Raw genomic sequence first — 16,343 nt, 5'->3', positions numbered from 1 at the left:
CCCATGCCGAACTCAGAAGTGAAACGCGGTAGCGCCGATGGTAGTGTGGCATTCGCCATGCGAGAGTAGGACACTGCCAGGCACCCAACATTGAAAGCCCGCTCAGATGAGCGGGCTTTTTTATTGCCTGATATTCAAGCGCCGGGTTGCAATGGCCAGGCGATGCTTTCCTTCTGACCCCTCACTCGTTTATTTTTCCCCGCTTTGTTCCGGATGGCTGCGCCATCCAGCGTGATATATCCCCGTCCATGTCGCTTGTCTGAATATAAAAAGCACAGAATGTGATGCCTCTACCTTTCTTGTGATGCCCGCTCTGCTTTAATTCGTCTGCTCACGTTCGATGGGCCAAGGAATCACAATAATTTGAGGAATGGACACATGTTCAAAAGAACAGTAACGATGATGCTGGCGGCGGGAACCCTGGTATTAGGCGGTTGCGCATCCCATGGTGGTGCAGAACAGGCGGCAGACAACAGCGATTTCGGTGGCAAGTCCATCTACCTGCGTGGGGAGATGAACGACTGGATGGCAACCGATGCGAGCAAGGTGGTCAAGGTCGCTGACAAGCTCTACATGGCCAAAGGCACGCTCAAGAAAGAGTGGGCCCCCTACAAGTTCAAGTTTGCCGACTCCGGCTGGAGCTGTGGCACCAACTTCGGTTACAAGAGCCCGAGTGACGGTGTCGCCGTGTTGGGTGGAGAAGCCGTGCCGGTCAACCCCTGCTCCAAGTATGAGGATATGAAGTTCTCGCCGGATGCGGATGGGGTCTACGAGTTTTATCTGAATATGGCTGGCGAGACGCCTACCGTGTACGTCAAGAAACCCTGAGTGCCTCCTGATCGCTAAATCTTTCAGGAAATGAATCAGTTAAATGCCTCGGCCCAGAAACCTGCTGGCCGGGGCATTTTTTTAGGATAGAATCGGCGCCCTCATGGCAGTAGGTGTACTATATATTGTGTTATTTTTTATAGGTGTCACTATTGGTTGTGTTTTTGTCGCTGTCATGACGTTGATGCATTCACATAAGGTTGATTGAAAATGGCTAAATCCAACCCGGTGCAGGAGAGTGAACTCGGCTCCCGCCTCATCCCCCTGCAGGAAACGTCCCTCGAGATCTGGGACAGCAAGTATCGTCTCAAGAGCAAGGATGGGGCTCCTATAGATGGCTCCATCGACGAGACCTACCAGCGGGTTGCCCGCGCCCTGGCCGAGCAGGAGTTGGAGCCTGATGCCTGGTATGAGCCCTTCCTGTGGGCGCTGCGCAACGGCGCCATCCCGGCGGGGCGTATCACCTCCAATGCGGGTGCCTTCGAGCACAAGCCGGCGACCTCGACCATCAACTGCACCGTCTCCGGCACCATCGAAGATTCGATGGATGACATTCTCGGCAAGGTGCACGAGGCCGGCCTGACTCTAAAGGCGGGCTGCGGCATCGGTTATGATTTCTCGACCCTGCGCCCGCGTGGCGCCTTCGTCTCGGGTGCTGGTGCCTATACCTCGGGCCCGCTCTCCTTCATGGATATCTATGACAAGATGTGTTTCACCGTCTCGTCAGCCGGTGGTCGCCGTGGCGCCCAGATGGGCACCATGGATATCCGTCATCCCGATGTGATCGAATTCATCCAGGCCAAGCGCGAAGATGGCCGCTTGCGTCAGTTCAACCTCTCTCTGCTGATCACCGAGGATTTCGTCAAGGCGGTGAAGGCGGATGCTCTCTGGCAGCTTATCTTCCCCTACACGGCCAAAGAGGTGGAGCAGGACGGTATTGCGCTGGACGATCCCGAAGTGGTGTTCTGGGCCGACTGGCCCAACAAGGAAGGGGTGGTCATCAACGCGCTGGGGCAGGTCGCCTGCAAGGTCTACAAGACCCTGCCTGCCCGCAAGCTGTGGAACGTCATCATGACTTCCACCTACGACTATGCGGAGCCCGGTTTCATCCTGATCGACAAGGTCAACCAGATGAACAACAACTGGTTCTGCGAAGAGATCCGCGCCACCAACCCCTGCGGTGAACAGCCCTTGCCCCCTTATGGCGCCTGTCTGCTGGGCTCAGTCAATCTGACCCAGTTTGTGCGCGACCCCTTTACCGAGCGGGCTGCCTTCGACTGGCAGGCGTTTCGCAAGGTGGTGGCCATCTTCACCCGCATGCTGGACAACGTGGTGGAGATCAACAAGCTGCCTTTGCCCAAGCAGCGCGAGGAGATCACAGCCAAGCGCCGTCACGGCATGGGCTTCCTCGGCCTCGGCTCGACCCTCACCATGCTGCAGATAAAATATGGCTCTGCGGCTTCCGTCGCCTTCACCGAGCAGGTATCTCAGGAGCTGGCCATGACCGGCTGGCAGGAGTCCCTGCGTCTGGCCAGGGAGAAGGGCTCGGCTCCCATCATGGAGCAGGAGTTCGAGGTGACCGGCAAGATGCTGCGACTGCGGCCCGAGATGGCGGCCGATGGCATCAAGCTGGGTGACAAGGTGAAGGGCAAGGTGCTGCATGCGCGCTACAGCCGCTACATGCAGCAGGTGGCCGAGGTGGATCCCGCCCTGGTGGCCGAACTGGCCGAGGTGGGTGGTCGCTTCACCCACCACAGCAGCATAGCGCCGACCGGCACCATCTCCCTGTCGCTGGCCAACAACGCCAGCAACGGTATCGAGCCGAGCTTTGCCCATCACTACAGCCGCAACGTCATCAAGCCAGGCAAGAAGAGCAAGGAGAGCGTGGATGTCTACTCGTTCGAGCTGCTCGCCTACCGCGAGCTGGTGAACGCCGGCGCCATGCCTTACTCGGAGGACGAAGCAAGCCGCCTGCCTGACTACTTCATCACGGCCGACGACATCAGTCCGGCCCAGCACGTGGACATTCAGGCCGCGGCCCAGCGTTGGATAGATTCGTCCATCTCCAAGACGGCCAACGTGCCGACCGATTTTCCGTTCGAGCAGTTCAAGGACATCTACATGTATGCCTCGGACTCGGGGCTCAAGGGCTGCACCACCTTCCGCTTCAACCCTGGGGCCTTCCAGGGCGTGCTGGTGAAGGAGAAGGATCTGGAGAACACTCAGTACGAGTTCACCCTGGAGGATGGCTCCGTCATCTCCGTCAAGGGTAACGAAGAGATCGAATACGATGGCGAGCTGCATACCGCCGCCAACCTTTATGACGCCTTGAAAGAAGGCTATTACGGTAAATTCTGAGAACAGATTATGGTCAAGAAGATCGACAAGAAAATCGTCGCCTACAAGGTGAAAACCCGGGATGAGCCGCAGGAAGATCTGGCCCCGCAGGATGACGTGGTGCACATGCACGAGACGGTGCTGCGCCCGGAGCGGCTGATGGGCACCACCTACAAGCTGAAGACGCCGGAGCATGTCTCCGAGCACTCGCTGTTCATCACCATCAACGACATCATTCTCAATGAGGGCACGGTTCACGAGACCCGCCGCCCGTTCGAGATTTTCATCAACTCCAAGAGTCTGGAACACTACCAGTGGATAGTGGCGCTGACCCGCATCATCTCAGCCGTGTTTCGCAAGGGGGGGGATGTCACCTTCTTGGTGGAGGAGCTGAGATCCGTGTTCGATCCCAAGGGCGGCTATTGGAACAAGGGCAAGTATGTTCCCTCCCTTATCGCCGAAATTGGCAACGTGATCGAGACCCATCTCACCGAGATCGGCATGATCACGCTGCCGGGGCTGGATGAGCATCAGCAGGCGTTTCTGGCCGAGAAGCAGGCACAGATGCAGGTCGAACAGGAGGCTGACGCCCAGCAGTCAGGCAGTGGTTTCCCGGCCAGTGCGGCACTCTGCTACAAGTGCAATACCAAGGCGCTGGTGCAAAAGGATGGCTGCATGACCTGTCTCAACTGCGGTGACTCCAAGTGTGGCTGACAAGCCACCGAGCACTTGAACAAGACCGGCCACAGAGCCGGTCTTTTTTATTGATGCTTTTCTGTTCGAACGATTCTGCCGCTCAAGCGATTTGTTGCGTGATGGTAAAATCGGGCGTAGCGTTGGGGATAATAAAACTGTCACGCTCGTGTGGTTTCAATGACATCTGAGATTCACACACGTGGCACCTTCAGTGCCAAGGAGGATGCTTATGGACAATACGGACCGAAAGCTGTTTATCCTGGATACCAACGTTCTGCTTCACGAACCCCTCGCCATCTACTCCTTCAAAGAGCACGACGTGCTCATCCCCATGACGGTGCTGGAAGAGCTCGACAACATCAAGGATCGCCACAAGGATGTCAGCCGCGACGCGCGGGTGGCCATTCGTGCGCTGGAAGACGTGTTCCGCGATGCAACGCCGGAGCAGATCACCCAGGGCGTACCGCTGGCGGGTGAGGCGAGCGGCAATATCTGTATCTTCAGTGACCACCATCTGCCCCAGGATGCCGAGGTGTTCACCGACAAGGAGGCCGACAACCGCATCATCAACGCGGCCCTCTATCTGCAAAAGCATGAGATGAAACGCCAGGTGGTGCTGGTCACCAAGGACATCAACATGCGCCTCAAGGCCAAGGGGGCCGGGTTGGCGCACGTTGAAGACTACCGTAGCGACCAGCTGATCGACGATATCCGTCTGCTGGCCAAAGGCTTCCAGGTGGTGCCCGGCAGCTTCTGGGAGCGGGTCGGCGAGTGTGACAGCGAGACCCATGGCCGCGATACCGTCCATGTGATCGACTCGAACTTGCTGGAGGGGGTTCACGTCAACCAGTACCTGCTCGACGAGGAGAACTTCTTCGCCGCCAGGGTATTGAGCAACGATGGCCACAAGATCCGCATCAAGGATCTGGGCCGCGAGCGGTTGATGTCGCGCAAGGCCTGGGGCGTCCATCCCAAGAACGTCTATCAGGGTATGGCGCTGGATGCCCTGCTCGATCCGCACATCGATCTGGTGATCCTGACTGGCCCGGCCGGTTGCGGCAAGACCTTGCTGGCCATGGCGGCGGCACTGGAATTGGTGATTGAGAAGGGGATTTACGAGAAAGTCATCGTCACCCGCAACACCCCGGAAATCGCCGAGAGCATTGGCTTCCTGCCCGGCACCGAAGAAGAGAAGATGATGCCCTGGCTGGCGGCGGTGACAGATACCCTGGAGGTGCTGCACAAGCAGGACGAGAACATGAGCGGCTCGCTGAGCTATATCATGGAGAAGGCCAATATCCAGTTCAAATCGGTCAACTTCATGCGTGGGCGCAGCATCCAGAACACCTTTGTGCTGCTGGACGAGTGCCAGAACCTGACCGCGTCCCAGATCAAGACCATCATCACCCGTTGCGGCGAGGGCACCAAGATAGTCTGCTCCGGCAACCTGGCCCAGATCGACTCCAACTACCTGAGCCCAGTGACCTCGGGTCTGACCTACATAGTCGAGCGTTTCAAGGATTTCGACGGCAGTGCCAACATCTTCCTGAACGGGGTGGTGCGCAGCAAGCTCGCCTCCTTCGCCGAGGAAAATCTCTGATTTAACTGACTGTCTTCATATGAAAAAGGGGAAGCCAAGCGGCTTCCCCTTTTTTGATCCCGTCGCCGGTCATGACCCTTGCGTGTGCCCAAGGTAGCGCAGCAGGCCGGGGTGATCGCTGTTTTGCAGTATGTCGGGTTTGCCCTGCAGGGCGATGCGCCCCTCGTCGATGAAGAGCACCTGGTCGGCGATGAGCTGGGCATCCTCCGGGTTGTGAGAGACCATCAGCACTGTGATGCCCTGCTCGCAGGCGAGGCGGGCCACTTCCGCCAGCATCTCCCGGCGCAGGGCGGGATCGAGCGCCGAGAAAGGCTCATCCAGCAGCAGCAAGGGCTTGCCACGCACCAGGGCTCGCGCCAGCCCGACCCGTTGTTGCTGGCCGCCGGAGAGCTGCTCCGGCAGCCGCGCCAGCATGTCGCCAAGGCCGACCCGCTCTGCGGCCTGTTTCACCTGTGCCCGCTGAGCCGGGCTCAGACGCAGGCCCGGATGCAGGCCGATGGCGATGTTGTCGAACACCGACAGGTGCAGGAACAGGTTGTGATCCTGAAACAGGGTGGTCACCGGCCGCTCGGCAGGCCCCAGCGGCAGCAGATCTTCCCCATCGAAGCTGAGGGTGCCGGACTCTACCGGCACGAAACCGGCGATCATGCCGAGCAGGGTGGACTTGCCCGCCCCGCTTGGCCCTATCAGCGCAGTGATCTCTCCCTTGGGCAGGGTCGCGCTGAAGCTGACTCGCCAATCGGGGTAGCTGGTGACCAGCCCATCAATGTTCAGCATTTTTTCCTCCAAGCCCGCGTTCTACCAGCCAGAACAGGGAAAAACAGAGAATGAGCAGCAGCAGGGCGGTGGCGGCCGCCTCGGTCAGCCGGTAACTGCCGAGCTGCTGATAGAGCAGCCAGGGCAGGGTGGTGAGCTCCTGACTGCCGAACATGGCGATGGCACCGAGATCCCCGAGCGAGAGGATCATGGAGAGCGCCATCGCCAGAGCCAGCGGGCGGCGCAGCAGGGGCCACTCCACCAGCCGCAGGCGATGCAGCCCGCGCACCCCCAGGCTGTCGGCCAGTCTATCGTACTGGCGCACCACCAGCTGCATGGGAGCTGAGAGGGTGCGCAGCACATAGGGCAACGCCATCAGGGCGTTGACCAGCACCACCAGCCAGGGCCCCAGTGCGAACACATCGGTAAAGGGCATGAACATGATGAAGAGGCCTGTGCTCAGCACGACCGCCGGTATCATCAGGATCATGGAGCCGCTGGCCTCCCACATGGCCGCCGCCCGCCGCTGACGGGTACGAACCTTGAGATGACGGCTGGTGAGCAGCAGGCCGCTGCCGAGCAGGGTGGCAAGGGTACCCGCCGCCAGCGCGATCAGCAGCGACTGGCCGCTGGCCTGCCACAGCTGCGCCGAGGCCAGCGCCGTCAGCAGGCCGGGATTGAAACCGGCCACCAGGATCGCCAGCTGGGGGGGCAGGAAGACGGCGAGCCCGGTGCAGAGCGCCACTGCATCTACCAGGCCTGCCCCCGGCTGATGGCGATCCGGTCGTAGACAGGGGCGATGGCTGCTGATCCGGCTGGCCGGTGTGGTCTGCAGCTTGTGTTGCAGCAGGAGCAGGGTAGCGGTCAGGATCAGCTGTACCAGCGCTAGGCCGCCGGCGGTGGCGAGGTCAAAATCAAAGCGCAGCGCCTGGTAGACGGCCACCTCCAGCGTGGTGGACCTGGGGCCACCGCCGAGCGCCAGCACAGTGGTGAAGCTGGTGAAGCAGAGCATGAAGATGAGGCTGGCAAGTCCCGGCAGTATGCCGCGAAGGAGCGGCCACTCCAGCAGCCGGAAAATATGGGAAGAGCGCATGCCCAGCTGACTGGCGAGACGCCAGCTCGATTCCGGTATGCTCTCTATGCTCTGCAGCATGAGGCGCGCCGCCAGCGGCATGTTGAAGAAGACGTGGGCCAGCAGTATGCCAAACAGGCCGTACAGGTAGTTGCCGGGATCCAGCCCCAAGCCGCGCAGCAGCTGCGAGAGCCAGCCCTGTTTGCCGTGCACCGCCACTATGCCGAAGATGGCGATGATGACCGGCAGCACCAGCGAGAGGCCAAACAGCTTGAGCAGCAGGCGTCGACCGATGAAGCGGCGCCGCGCCAAGGCTCTTGCCACCGGAATGGCGAGCCCCAGGCTCAGCAGGGTGGAGAGCAGCGCCTGCCCCAGGCTGAAGCCCAACACATGGCGCAGGTAAGGGTCCGCCAGCAGGGTGCGGGGGGCCAGCGAACCGGCCTGCCACAGCAGGGCGACGAGCGGCCCTAAGGATAACAGCAGGATCAACAGGGTGGCTGCACTACCCGGCAGCCACCAGAGGGGGCGAACCTGTGGTTTTACGAAGAGACTGCTCACTGGGTGACGGCTTGCAGCCACTCGCGGATCCAGTTCTTGCGATTGGCGGCCACCTCATCGCTGGTGAAACTCAGCGGCTTGCTGACTGTGATCATCTGCTCGAAGCCCTTGGGCAGCGGTGCATCTGTCACCGGATACATCCAGTTGCCGGCAGGGATCTCCTGCTGGAAGGCGGGGCTTATCATGAACTGCAGAAACTGGTCGGCCAGCTTGCCCTGTTTGGCGCTTTTCAGCTTGGCAGCCACTTCCACCTGACGGTAGTGACCCTCCTCGAAGGCGGCGGCCTGATACTGGGGCTTGTTCTCGGCGATCAGGTGATAGGCGGGGGAGCTGGTGTAGGAGAGCACCATGTCCGCTTCCCCATCGAGGAACATGCCATAGGCTTCGGACCAGCCCTTGGTGACAGTGACCGTCTTCTTGGCAAGCTCAGCCCAGGCTGCCGGCGCCTCATTCCCGTAGACCGACTTCATCCACAGCATCAGCCCCTGACCCGGTGTGGAGGTGCGCGGATCCTGATAGATCACCTTGAGATCCGGGCGTTCTACCAGCTCTTTCAGGCTCTTGGGGGGCGCTTTGAGTTTGTCCTTGTTGTAGACGAAGGCGAAGTAGCCGTAGTCATAGGGGACGAAGGTGTCATCCTGCCAGCCGCCCGGCACCTTGATGCCATCCAGTCTGGTGGTGTGCGGGGCGAACAGGCCGCTCTGCTTGGCTTCGCTGATGAGGGCATCATCCAGCCCCAGCACCAGATCGGCCTTGCTGTGCTTGCCTTCCAGCCGCAGCCGGTTGAGGATGGCGACGCCATCTTCCAGCGCCACAAGGTTGAGGTTGCAACCGCACTCTTTCTCGAACGCCTGCTTGATCTTGGGACCGGGTCCCCATTCGGCGGTGAAGGAGCTGTAGGTATAGACGGTGAGGGTGTCGGCCGCGAAGGCCTGGGTACTGAGCAGGCTGGTGGCAACCAGCAGCAGGGTTTTCATCAAGTGGCACTCCCTGTTAATGATGAGGTGCCAGCGGATGAGGGCGCAAAAAATGAGCGCCATGCCTCAAATTCCTCCGCCAGCATTATCTGGATCAGGTACACGGGTATAATCTCAGCGGTAAACCGCACCCCGTTTGAGAAACGAACCGCATTGTATTAACGTTCTTGGGGGGAGGCCAGCACAATTGTTCCTGCGGGCCACCGAGATGGCGTCAGCACAACAGAGGATGTTCGCGTGATCACCAGTACCAAGGAAAGACGCGCCTTCCAGCGCATGATAATCAACGCCCCCGTCACCGTCGTCCAGCAACAGCAGGTGCTGGAGGGGATCTGTCGGGATCTCAGCGCCAATGGCATGGGGATCGCCGTCGCCGAGCATCGGCTCGATGTGAGCCAGCCCATCCGGGTGAGCCTGGCCACCAACAACAACCTGCTGCCGCCGTTCGAGGCCCAGGCCCGCATCATTCGGGTGCTGGAAGAGGAAGAGGGCCTGCTGCTGGCCATCGAGTTTCAATCCCAGGCCTGAATCAACAACAGAACCCACCGTCTACCACAGGCCAGCAGTTCGCTGGCTTGTGTCATTTTGGGTGTTGTCATTTAGCCCGAGTGTCACTCCCTGGCCTGCACCGGCTGCACGCTCAACTGCTTGCTATCAACCAGCGTCTGGCTAGTCGATGCGATCCGGCCCATGGCAAACTGACCCGGGCCGGTCGGCTCCATCAGCAGGTAGGTTTCGCCCTCCCAGCTCAGGGTCGCCTCACCCGGCTTGGCCGGCAGGGCCACCCCCAGCAGGGCATGCCCCGGCACGAACACCATGGCCTGTTTCAGCTCGGGAAAGAGCTGGGCCAGCATGGCCGCCATCAGGGTCACCTTGCTGTCGCAATCCCCCCGGTTCTGCTCCAGCACCTGACGCGGGCTGAGGAAGCCCTTGCCCGAGCGCCCCGACTGGCTGTCGAGCAGCTGATAGGGGATGGCCTGGATGAAGCCGAGCATATGGGCCACCGTCTTCTGGCGGGCCTCCGTCTCTGTGGTGCCCGCCTGTTTGAGCTGATCGGCCAGCGGGGCCAGCTCGGTCCGGCTCTCCAGCGCAATGCGCACATGATCCTGCTTGATGGCAGGCACGCCATCGGGCGGGGTGAAGGGCTGGAAGTAGTGCTGCTTGAGCCACTCGGATTCCAGCTTGTCACGTTGCTGGGTGAGCCAGGCCAGTGCCTTGTTGACCTGGTCGGGCTGGCGCCCCTTGATCTTGAGCTCCATGTCGGGACGGGAGAGGGCGATCTGCACGGCGGGGAATTCGGTAGCGGCCTGTTGCAACAGGCTCTGCAACACCTCCTCCTGCATTCGCGCTGGTCTATAGGCGATGAGCGGCGGCAACTTGCCCGGCTCCAGCCGGTAGGTGAGCTGCTGCGCCTTGCCATCCTTGTCCTGCCAGCCGACGTTGAGCTGACCGCCGTGGCTGTTGAAATAGGTCTGCCCGGCGCTGGCCGGAAGCGTGAACCACAGGCAGCAGAGCAGGAGGATGCCGCTCGTTCTCTTCATCAAGGTTTTCTCTCCGTGGCGCCGTGATGGCCAGCCATGCATGGTGGGTGGCGTGGCCGGACAATAAAACAGGGAGCCAAGGCTCCCTGTTGATTCTACTCGTTTTATTGCCGCTGGCGTGTCAAATCCAGCTCGGTTGCTTGGCTTCGAAGGCGCTGATGGCCGCTTCGTGCTGCAGGGTCAGGCCGATGGCATCCAGCCCGTTGAGCAGGCAGTAGCGGCGAAACTCGTCGATCTCGAAGCCGAAGCTGAGCTCACCGGCACGCACCAGGTTGGCCTCCAGATCCACCTCGATCTGCAGGCCTGGGTGGGCGGCAACCAGCTGGAACAGCGCCTCCACCTCTTCCTCTTTCAGGCGCACCGGCACCAGACCGTTGTTGATGGCGTTGCCGTAGAAGATGTCGGCAAAGCTCGGCGCTATCAGGGTCTTGAAGCCATAATCCGCCAGCGCCCAGGGGGCGTGCTCGCGGCTCGAGCCGCAGCCAAAGTTTTCCCGGGCCAGCAGGATACTGGCACCGGCATAGCGCGGCTGGTTCAGCACAAACTCGGGGTTGGGCTGCTGGCCGGCATCGTCCAGGAAGCGCCAATCGTGGAACAGGTGCTTGCCAAAACCGATGCGGTTCACCTTCTGCAGGAACTGCTTGGGAATGATGGCGTCGGTGTCGACGTTGACGCTGTCGAGGGGGACGACGATCCCTTTATGCTGTTTGAATCCTGTCATCGCTATCTCCTCTTACAGTGCGCGAATGTCGGCGAAGCGGCCGGTGACGGCGGCGGCGGCGGCCATGGCCGGGCTCACCAGATGGGTGCGGCCGGCACGGCCCTGGCGCCCTTCGAAGTTGCGGTTGCTGGTGGAGGCGCAGCGCTCCCCCGGTTGCAGCCGGTCATTGTTCATGGCCAGACACATGGAGCAACCCGGCAGGCGCCACTCAAAGCCTGCGTCGAGGAAGATCTTGTCCAGTCCCTCGGCCTCGGCCTGGGCCTTGACCTGTTCGGAACCTGGCACTACCAGGGCCTGTACCCCGGCGGCCACCTTGCGGCCACGGGCGATGGCGGCGGCGGCGCGCAGATCCTCGATGCGGCTGTTGGTGCAGGAACCGATGAACACCTTGTCGATGGCGACATCGGTGAGCTTCTGGCCCGGCTGCAAGTCCATGTAGGCCAGCGCCTTGCGGGCGGACTGCTGCTCCATCGGATCGGCGAAGGATTCCGGTGCAGGTATGGGTTCATTGACGGCGATCACCTGCCCCGGGTTGGTGCCCCAGGTCACCTGCGGCGCTATGTCGGCGGCGTCGAGCACCACTTCGGCGTCGAAGCGGGCGCCTTCGTCGCTCTTGAGGCTCTGCCAGTAGGCGATGGCCTGTTCCAGTGACTCGCCCTTGGGGGCGAACTCCTTGCCACGGATGTAGTCGATGGTGAGCTGGTCGGGGGCTATCATGCCAGCCTTGGCACCCAGCTCTATGGCCATGTTGCACACCGTCATGCGCCCTTCCATGGAGAGGCCCGCAATGGCCTCGCCAGCGAACTCCACTACGTAACCGGTACCACCGGCATGGCCAACCCGGCCTATGATGGCCAGCACCACGTCCTTGGCGCTGATGCCTGCGGCCAGCTTGCCGTTGACCGAAATGCGCATGGTCTTGGCGCGGCCCTGTTTCAGGGTCTGGGTCGCCATCACGTGCTCCACTTCGGAGGTGCCGATGCCGAAGGCCAGCGACCCGAAGGCGCCGTGGGTGGCTGTGTGGGAGTCACCGCAGACTATGGTGGTGCCGGGCAGGGTGATGCCGAGCTCGGGGCCCATCACGTGGACTATGCCTTGGTATTTGTGGTTCAGATCGTAGAGCCGGACGCCGAATTCTTTGCAGTTGTCGGCGAGCGTCTCCATCTGGATGCGGGCCATCTCGCCGGAGGCGGCTATGTCCTTGGTGGTGGTGGAGACGTTGTGATCCATGGTGGCCCAGGTCAGATCCGGGCGACGCAGCGGGCGCTTCATGGCGCGCAGGCCGTCGAATGCCTGCGGGCTGGTCACTTCGTGCACCAGGTGACGATCGATGTAGATGAGCGGCGTTTCGCCTGACACTTCACGCACCACATGGGCGTCGAATACTTTCTGATAGAGGGTCTTGGCCATTGCTTCTCTCTTCCTTGTTATCTGTTGTGCGGCTCAGATCCGGGCGGCGATCTGGCTGCCCATCTCGGACGTGCTCTGCACCGGATGGTGGGCGCTGGCCTGATGCAGGTCGGCGGTGAAGTAACCCTCTGCCAGGGTCTGGGCCACGGCCTGCTCTATGGCCTGGGCGGCGGCTTCCTGGCCCAGGCTGTAGCGCAGCATCAGGGCGGCGGAGAGGATCTGGGCTATGGGGTTGGCAATGCCCTTGCCTGCGATATCCGGCGCCGAGCCACCGGCCGGCTCGAACAGGCCGAAGCCCGCTTCGTTCAGGCTGGCGGAGGGGAGCAGCCCCATGGAGCCGGTGATCATGGCGCACTCGTCGGAGAGGATGTCGCCGAACAGGTTGGAGCAGAGCAGCACGTCGAACTGGGACGGATCCTTGATGAGCTGCATGGTGGCGTTGTCTATGTACATGTGGTTCAGCGCCACGTCCGGGTAGGACTTGGCGACTTGCGTCACCACCTCGCGCCACAGGATGGAGGAGGCGAGCACGTTGGCCTTGTCGATGGAGGTGACCTTGGCCTTGCGTACCCGGGCCGATTCGAATGCAATCTTGGCGATGCGCTCTATCTCGAAGCGATGGTACACCTCGGTATCGAACGCTTTCTCGTTCGCCCCTTCACCTTCACGCCCCTTGGGCTGGCCGAAGTAGATGCCGCCGGTCAGCTCGCGCACGCAGGCGATGTCGAAGCCGCGATCCGAGATGTCGGCGCGCAGCGGGGAGAATTGCTCCAGACCTGTGTAGATGCGGGCCGGACGCAGGTTGCAGAACAGCTTGAAGTGGGCACGCAGGGGCAGCAGGGCGCCGCGCTCCGGCTGATCGTTCGGTGGCAGGTGCTCCCACTTGGGGCCGCCGACCGAGCCGAACAGCACGGCATCGGCCGCTTCACAGCCCTTGACGGTGCTCTGTGGCAGCGGGGTGCCGTGGTTGTCGATGGCGATGCCACCGACGTCGTGGCGATCATAGTCGAGGGCGAAGCCGAATCTGGCCTGCACCTTTTCCAGTACCTTGACGGCTTCGGCCATCACTTCCGGGCCTATGCCGTCACCCGGCAACACTGCGATCCGATAACTGCTCATACTCACACACTCTCCGTATTGATCTTGTCTGTTTTTGTGACGTTGCGTTCCATCTGTTCGGCTACCTGATCGGCGCGCCAGATACTGTTGATCACGTGGATCAACGCCTGGGCCGAGGACTCTATGATGTCGGTGGCCAGGCCCATGCCGTGGAATTTGCGGCCCTTGTATTCGGCGACTATATCGACCTGGCCGAGGGCGTTCTTGCCTTCGCCCTTGCCCTTGAGTTCATATTTGTCGATGCGGATCTCGTAGCCTGTGATGCGATTGATGCACTGGTAGACGGCGTCCACAGGGCCATTGCCGGTGGCCGCTTCGCTGATGGTCTCCTGGCCCACTTTCAATTTCACCGAGGCGGTGGCCATCACAGAGCTGCCGCTCTGGACCCCGAGATACTCCAGCTTGAAGTGCTCGGGCTCTTCGTGGATCTGGCTGAAGAAGGCCAGCGCTTCGAGGTCATAGTCGAACACCTGCCCCTTCTTGTCGGCCAGGGTCAGGAACTTGCCGTAGAGGTCGTCGAGATCGTAACTGCTCTCGGCGTAGCCCATGGATTCCATTCTGTGCTTGATGACGTGGCGGCCGGAGCGGGAGGTCATGTTGAGGTTGTTCTGGGTCAGGCCGATGCTCTCGGGGGTGATGATTTCATAGGTGTTTTTCGCCTTGAGCACGCCGTCCTGATGAATGCCGGAGCTGTGGGAGAAGGCGTTGGCGCCGACGATGGCCTTGTTGGGCTGCACTGGCATGTTGCAGAGCTGGCTGACCAGGGCGCTGGTACGATGAATTTCACTGTGGCGGATGTTGGTGTGCACCCCGAGCAGATCTGCGCGGGTTTTCAGTATCATGGCCACCTCTTCCAGCGAGCAGTTGCCTGCCCGTTCACCTATGCCGTTGATGGTGCACTCGATCTGGCGGGCCCCCATCTGCACGGCGCCGATGGAGTTGGCCACCGAGAGGCCCAGATCGTCGTGACAATGCACCGAGATGATGGCCTGATCTATGTTCGGTACCCGGTTGAACAGGGTCTGGATGATGCCGGAGAACTCGGTCGGTACCGTGTAGCCCACGGTGTCCGGAATATTGATGGTGCGGGCACCCGCCTTGATGGCGGCCTCGACCATGCGGCAGAGATTATCAATCGGGGTGCGCCCCGCATCTTCGCAGGAGAACTCCACATCGTCTGTGTAGCGGCGGGCATGCTTGATGGCGCTGATGCCCATCTCCAGCACATCCTCGAAGCTCTTCTTGAGCTTGCTCTCCACATGGATGGAGGAGGTGGAGATGAAGGTGTGGATGCGAAAGGCTTCAGCGACCCGCAGGGCTTCGCCGGCGGCGTCTATGTCTTTGGGCAGGGCGCGGGCCAGGGCGCAGACCCGGCTGTTCTTGATGTGGCGCGCTATGGTCTGCACCGATTGAAAATCACCGGGGGAGGAGACAGGGAATCCCACCTCCATGATGTCGACACCGAGCCGCTCCAGCGCCTGGGCTATCTGCAGCTTCTCCTTGACTGTCAAACTGGCCGCCAGGGCCTGCTCACCATCACGCAAGGTGGTGTCGAATATGATGACCCTATCTGACATGTGACTTCCCTCTTCCTAAGTTCGGTGACGTGCATCCTGCGGTGGCATAAAAAAACCCGTGCAGGGTGCACGGGTTTTTGTAAATTCCGGCTATGCCTGAGCCCGGCTACAAGGATCCCGCGCGACTGGTCGCGATTAGGGAGAGTAGTAGTAGCGGAGCGGCAATAGGCATGATGACTCAATCCTTCCAGTCGATAACGCTTTTACCAATATCGAGATTTTTATGCTGTGTCAACCCGAACTCACAGGTTCAATCCGCTGGTTTATTTAATCGGATTGTAAAGGAGTGCAAATTTACTTGTCCCATATTCGGCCCTTGCCCGATTATCTGGTCATTCCTGCTGTACTCGATCACCTGCGCAATCAGATCGACTTATCAGTTTTTGCTGAATTATCTGAGGTATTCAATGGAAAAACGTAGACCTGGTCGTCCGGTCGGGCGTTCTGACATTCGTGACAAGTTGCTTTCCGCTGCTCGTGAGCGTTTTCTCAATACGCCCTACAGCAAGGTCACTACCCGCGAGATCGCCGAGCTGGCTGGCTCCAATCTGGCGATGATCCATTACTACTTCGGCAGTAAAGAGGGCCTCTACAAGGCGGTGCTGGGCGATGTCGCCGAGCCGCTGGACCAGGCCTGGCATGATGAGACCGGCAATCGCAGTCTGAATGATCTGCTCAACACCTACTATCAGGTGATGGCCCCCAACAGCGAACTGACCTCCGCCATCTCCAGCGCATTATCGACCGAGAAGAGCCCGGGTCGGGATTTTGTGCTGAATCGTCTGCTGGAGCGTCAACTGCCCCAGTTCGATGCCTTGCTGGAGTCCATGAAGAACAACGGTGAACTGGGTGACAACCTGGATCCCGAGATGCTGAAGATCTCCTTCCTCAGCATGATGTGGCAACCGTTCGTGATGAAGGATCTCTACGAGCAGGTGTTTGGCCTGACAGTGGATGAGCACTTCATGGCCCGTCTGGCGGATCACAACTGCCGGCTGATGGAGAGTGGCCTGCGCGGCACCCTGAACTGATCATTTGCCGCGCTTGTCGTAAAAAAAGGGCCATTCGGCCCTTTTTTTCATCAATCTGTTATCTGACCGTCAACCAAGTGTCACCTCACCGCCCTAGTCTGCACTGAGACTTCAGGGAAG

14 protein-coding genes, 1 rRNA gene and 1 riboswitch are annotated in these 16,343 nt (G+C 60.5%); of the genes, 7 read left to right on the top strand and 8 right to left on the bottom strand.

The window, feature by feature from the left end; genetic code table 11:
• The 5 genes from rrf to AACW87_RS15900 all read left to right on the top strand — a co-directional run.
• Positions 1-82: ribosomal RNA gene (rrf, locus tag AACW87_RS22640) — 5S ribosomal RNA — on the top strand; the annotation flags it as partial.
• 296 nt (positions 83-378) lie between these two features.
• Positions 379-828: a pullulanase gene (locus AACW87_RS15915; RefSeq protein WP_043141731.1), complete on the top strand. Its 450-nt coding sequence runs from the start codon at positions 379-381 to the stop codon at positions 826-828.
• Between the two features lie 210 nt (positions 829-1,038).
• Positions 1,039-3,186 (top strand): adenosylcobalamin-dependent ribonucleoside-diphosphate reductase, encoded by a 2,148-nt coding sequence (locus AACW87_RS15910; protein ID WP_241325515.1) that lies wholly within the window; start codon positions 1,039-1,041, stop codon positions 3,184-3,186.
• Between the two features lie 9 nt (positions 3,187-3,195).
• Positions 3,196-3,879, top strand: coding sequence for a TSCPD domain-containing protein (locus tag AACW87_RS15905; protein ID WP_241325514.1), 684 nt, complete (start codon positions 3,196-3,198; stop codon positions 3,877-3,879).
• 211 nt (positions 3,880-4,090) lie between these two features.
• Positions 4,091-5,461 (top strand): PhoH family protein, encoded by a 1,371-nt coding sequence (locus AACW87_RS15900; RefSeq protein WP_043556002.1) that lies wholly within the window; start codon positions 4,091-4,093, stop codon positions 5,459-5,461.
• A 69-nt stretch (positions 5,462-5,530) separates the two neighbouring features.
• On the opposite strand, the gene thiQ is transcribed toward AACW87_RS15900, so the two are convergent.
• The 3 genes from thiQ to thiB are packed head-to-tail and all read right to left on the bottom strand — an operon-like array spanning position 5,531 to position 8,824.
• Complete coding sequence (thiQ, locus tag AACW87_RS15895; RefSeq protein ID WP_241325513.1) at positions 5,531-6,238, bottom strand: thiamine ABC transporter ATP-binding protein; 708 nt, start codon at positions 6,236-6,238, stop codon at positions 5,531-5,533.
• Entirely contained in the window at positions 6,225-7,847 is a 1,623-nt protein-coding gene (thiP, locus tag AACW87_RS15890) for a thiamine/thiamine pyrophosphate ABC transporter permease (protein ID WP_241325512.1), read from the bottom strand. The genes thiQ and thiP overlap by 14 nt, the downstream gene beginning before the upstream one ends.
• Entirely contained in the window at positions 7,844-8,824 is a 981-nt protein-coding gene (thiB, locus tag AACW87_RS15885) for a thiamine ABC transporter substrate binding subunit (RefSeq protein ID WP_241325511.1), read from the bottom strand. Before thiB ends, thiP begins: the two co-directional genes overlap by 4 nt.
• 54 nt (positions 8,825-8,878) lie before the next feature.
• Positions 8,879-8,969, bottom strand: a riboswitch (TPP riboswitch).
• Between the two features lie 92 nt (positions 8,970-9,061).
• Between thiB and AACW87_RS15880 the strand changes: the two genes are divergently transcribed.
• Positions 9,062-9,352, top strand: a complete 291-nt coding sequence (locus AACW87_RS15880) for a PilZ domain-containing protein (protein WP_043141746.1) — start codon at positions 9,062-9,064, stop codon at positions 9,350-9,352.
• 83 nt (positions 9,353-9,435) lie between these two features.
• On the opposite strand, the gene AACW87_RS15875 is transcribed toward AACW87_RS15880, so the two are convergent.
• From AACW87_RS15875 to leuA, 5 genes are all read right to left on the bottom strand, one after another.
• Positions 9,436-10,365, bottom strand: a complete 930-nt coding sequence (locus AACW87_RS15875; protein WP_241325522.1) for a transglutaminase-like domain-containing protein — start codon at positions 10,363-10,365, stop codon at positions 9,436-9,438.
• Between the two features lie 121 nt (positions 10,366-10,486).
• On the bottom strand, positions 10,487-11,086 hold the full coding sequence (gene leuD / locus AACW87_RS15870; RefSeq protein WP_241325510.1) for a 3-isopropylmalate dehydratase small subunit: 600 nt from the start codon (positions 11,084-11,086) through the stop codon (positions 10,487-10,489).
• A gap of 12 nt (positions 11,087-11,098) precedes the next feature.
• Positions 11,099-12,496, bottom strand: coding sequence for a 3-isopropylmalate dehydratase large subunit (gene leuC, locus AACW87_RS15865; RefSeq protein WP_241325509.1), 1,398 nt, complete (start codon positions 12,494-12,496; stop codon positions 11,099-11,101).
• A 33-nt stretch (positions 12,497-12,529) separates the two neighbouring features.
• Positions 12,530-13,615 carry a 3-isopropylmalate dehydrogenase gene (gene leuB, locus AACW87_RS15860; protein WP_241325521.1) on the bottom strand — a complete coding sequence of 362 codons (1,086 nt, stop codon included), beginning with the start codon at positions 13,613-13,615 and terminating at the stop codon, positions 12,530-12,532.
• Between the two features lie 2 nt (positions 13,616-13,617).
• A complete protein-coding gene (gene leuA, locus AACW87_RS15855; RefSeq protein WP_241325508.1) occupies positions 13,618-15,192 on the bottom strand; it encodes a 2-isopropylmalate synthase in 1,575 nt (524 codons plus the stop codon).
• A 407-nt stretch (positions 15,193-15,599) separates the two neighbouring features.
• Between leuA and AACW87_RS15850 the strand changes: the two genes are divergently transcribed.
• A complete protein-coding gene (locus tag AACW87_RS15850; RefSeq protein ID WP_042865668.1) occupies positions 15,600-16,223 on the top strand; it encodes a TetR/AcrR family transcriptional regulator in 624 nt (207 codons plus the stop codon).
• Positions 16,224-16,343: the final 120 nt, after the last annotated feature.

This window comes from Aeromonas sp. MR7 (assembly GCF_963899385.1).
GTDB classification, from domain to species: Bacteria; Pseudomonadota; Gammaproteobacteria; order Enterobacterales; family Aeromonadaceae; genus Aeromonas; species Aeromonas bestiarum.
Note: the sequence above shows the minus strand (reverse complement) of the source record. Positions and strands in the feature narration are given on the sequence as shown.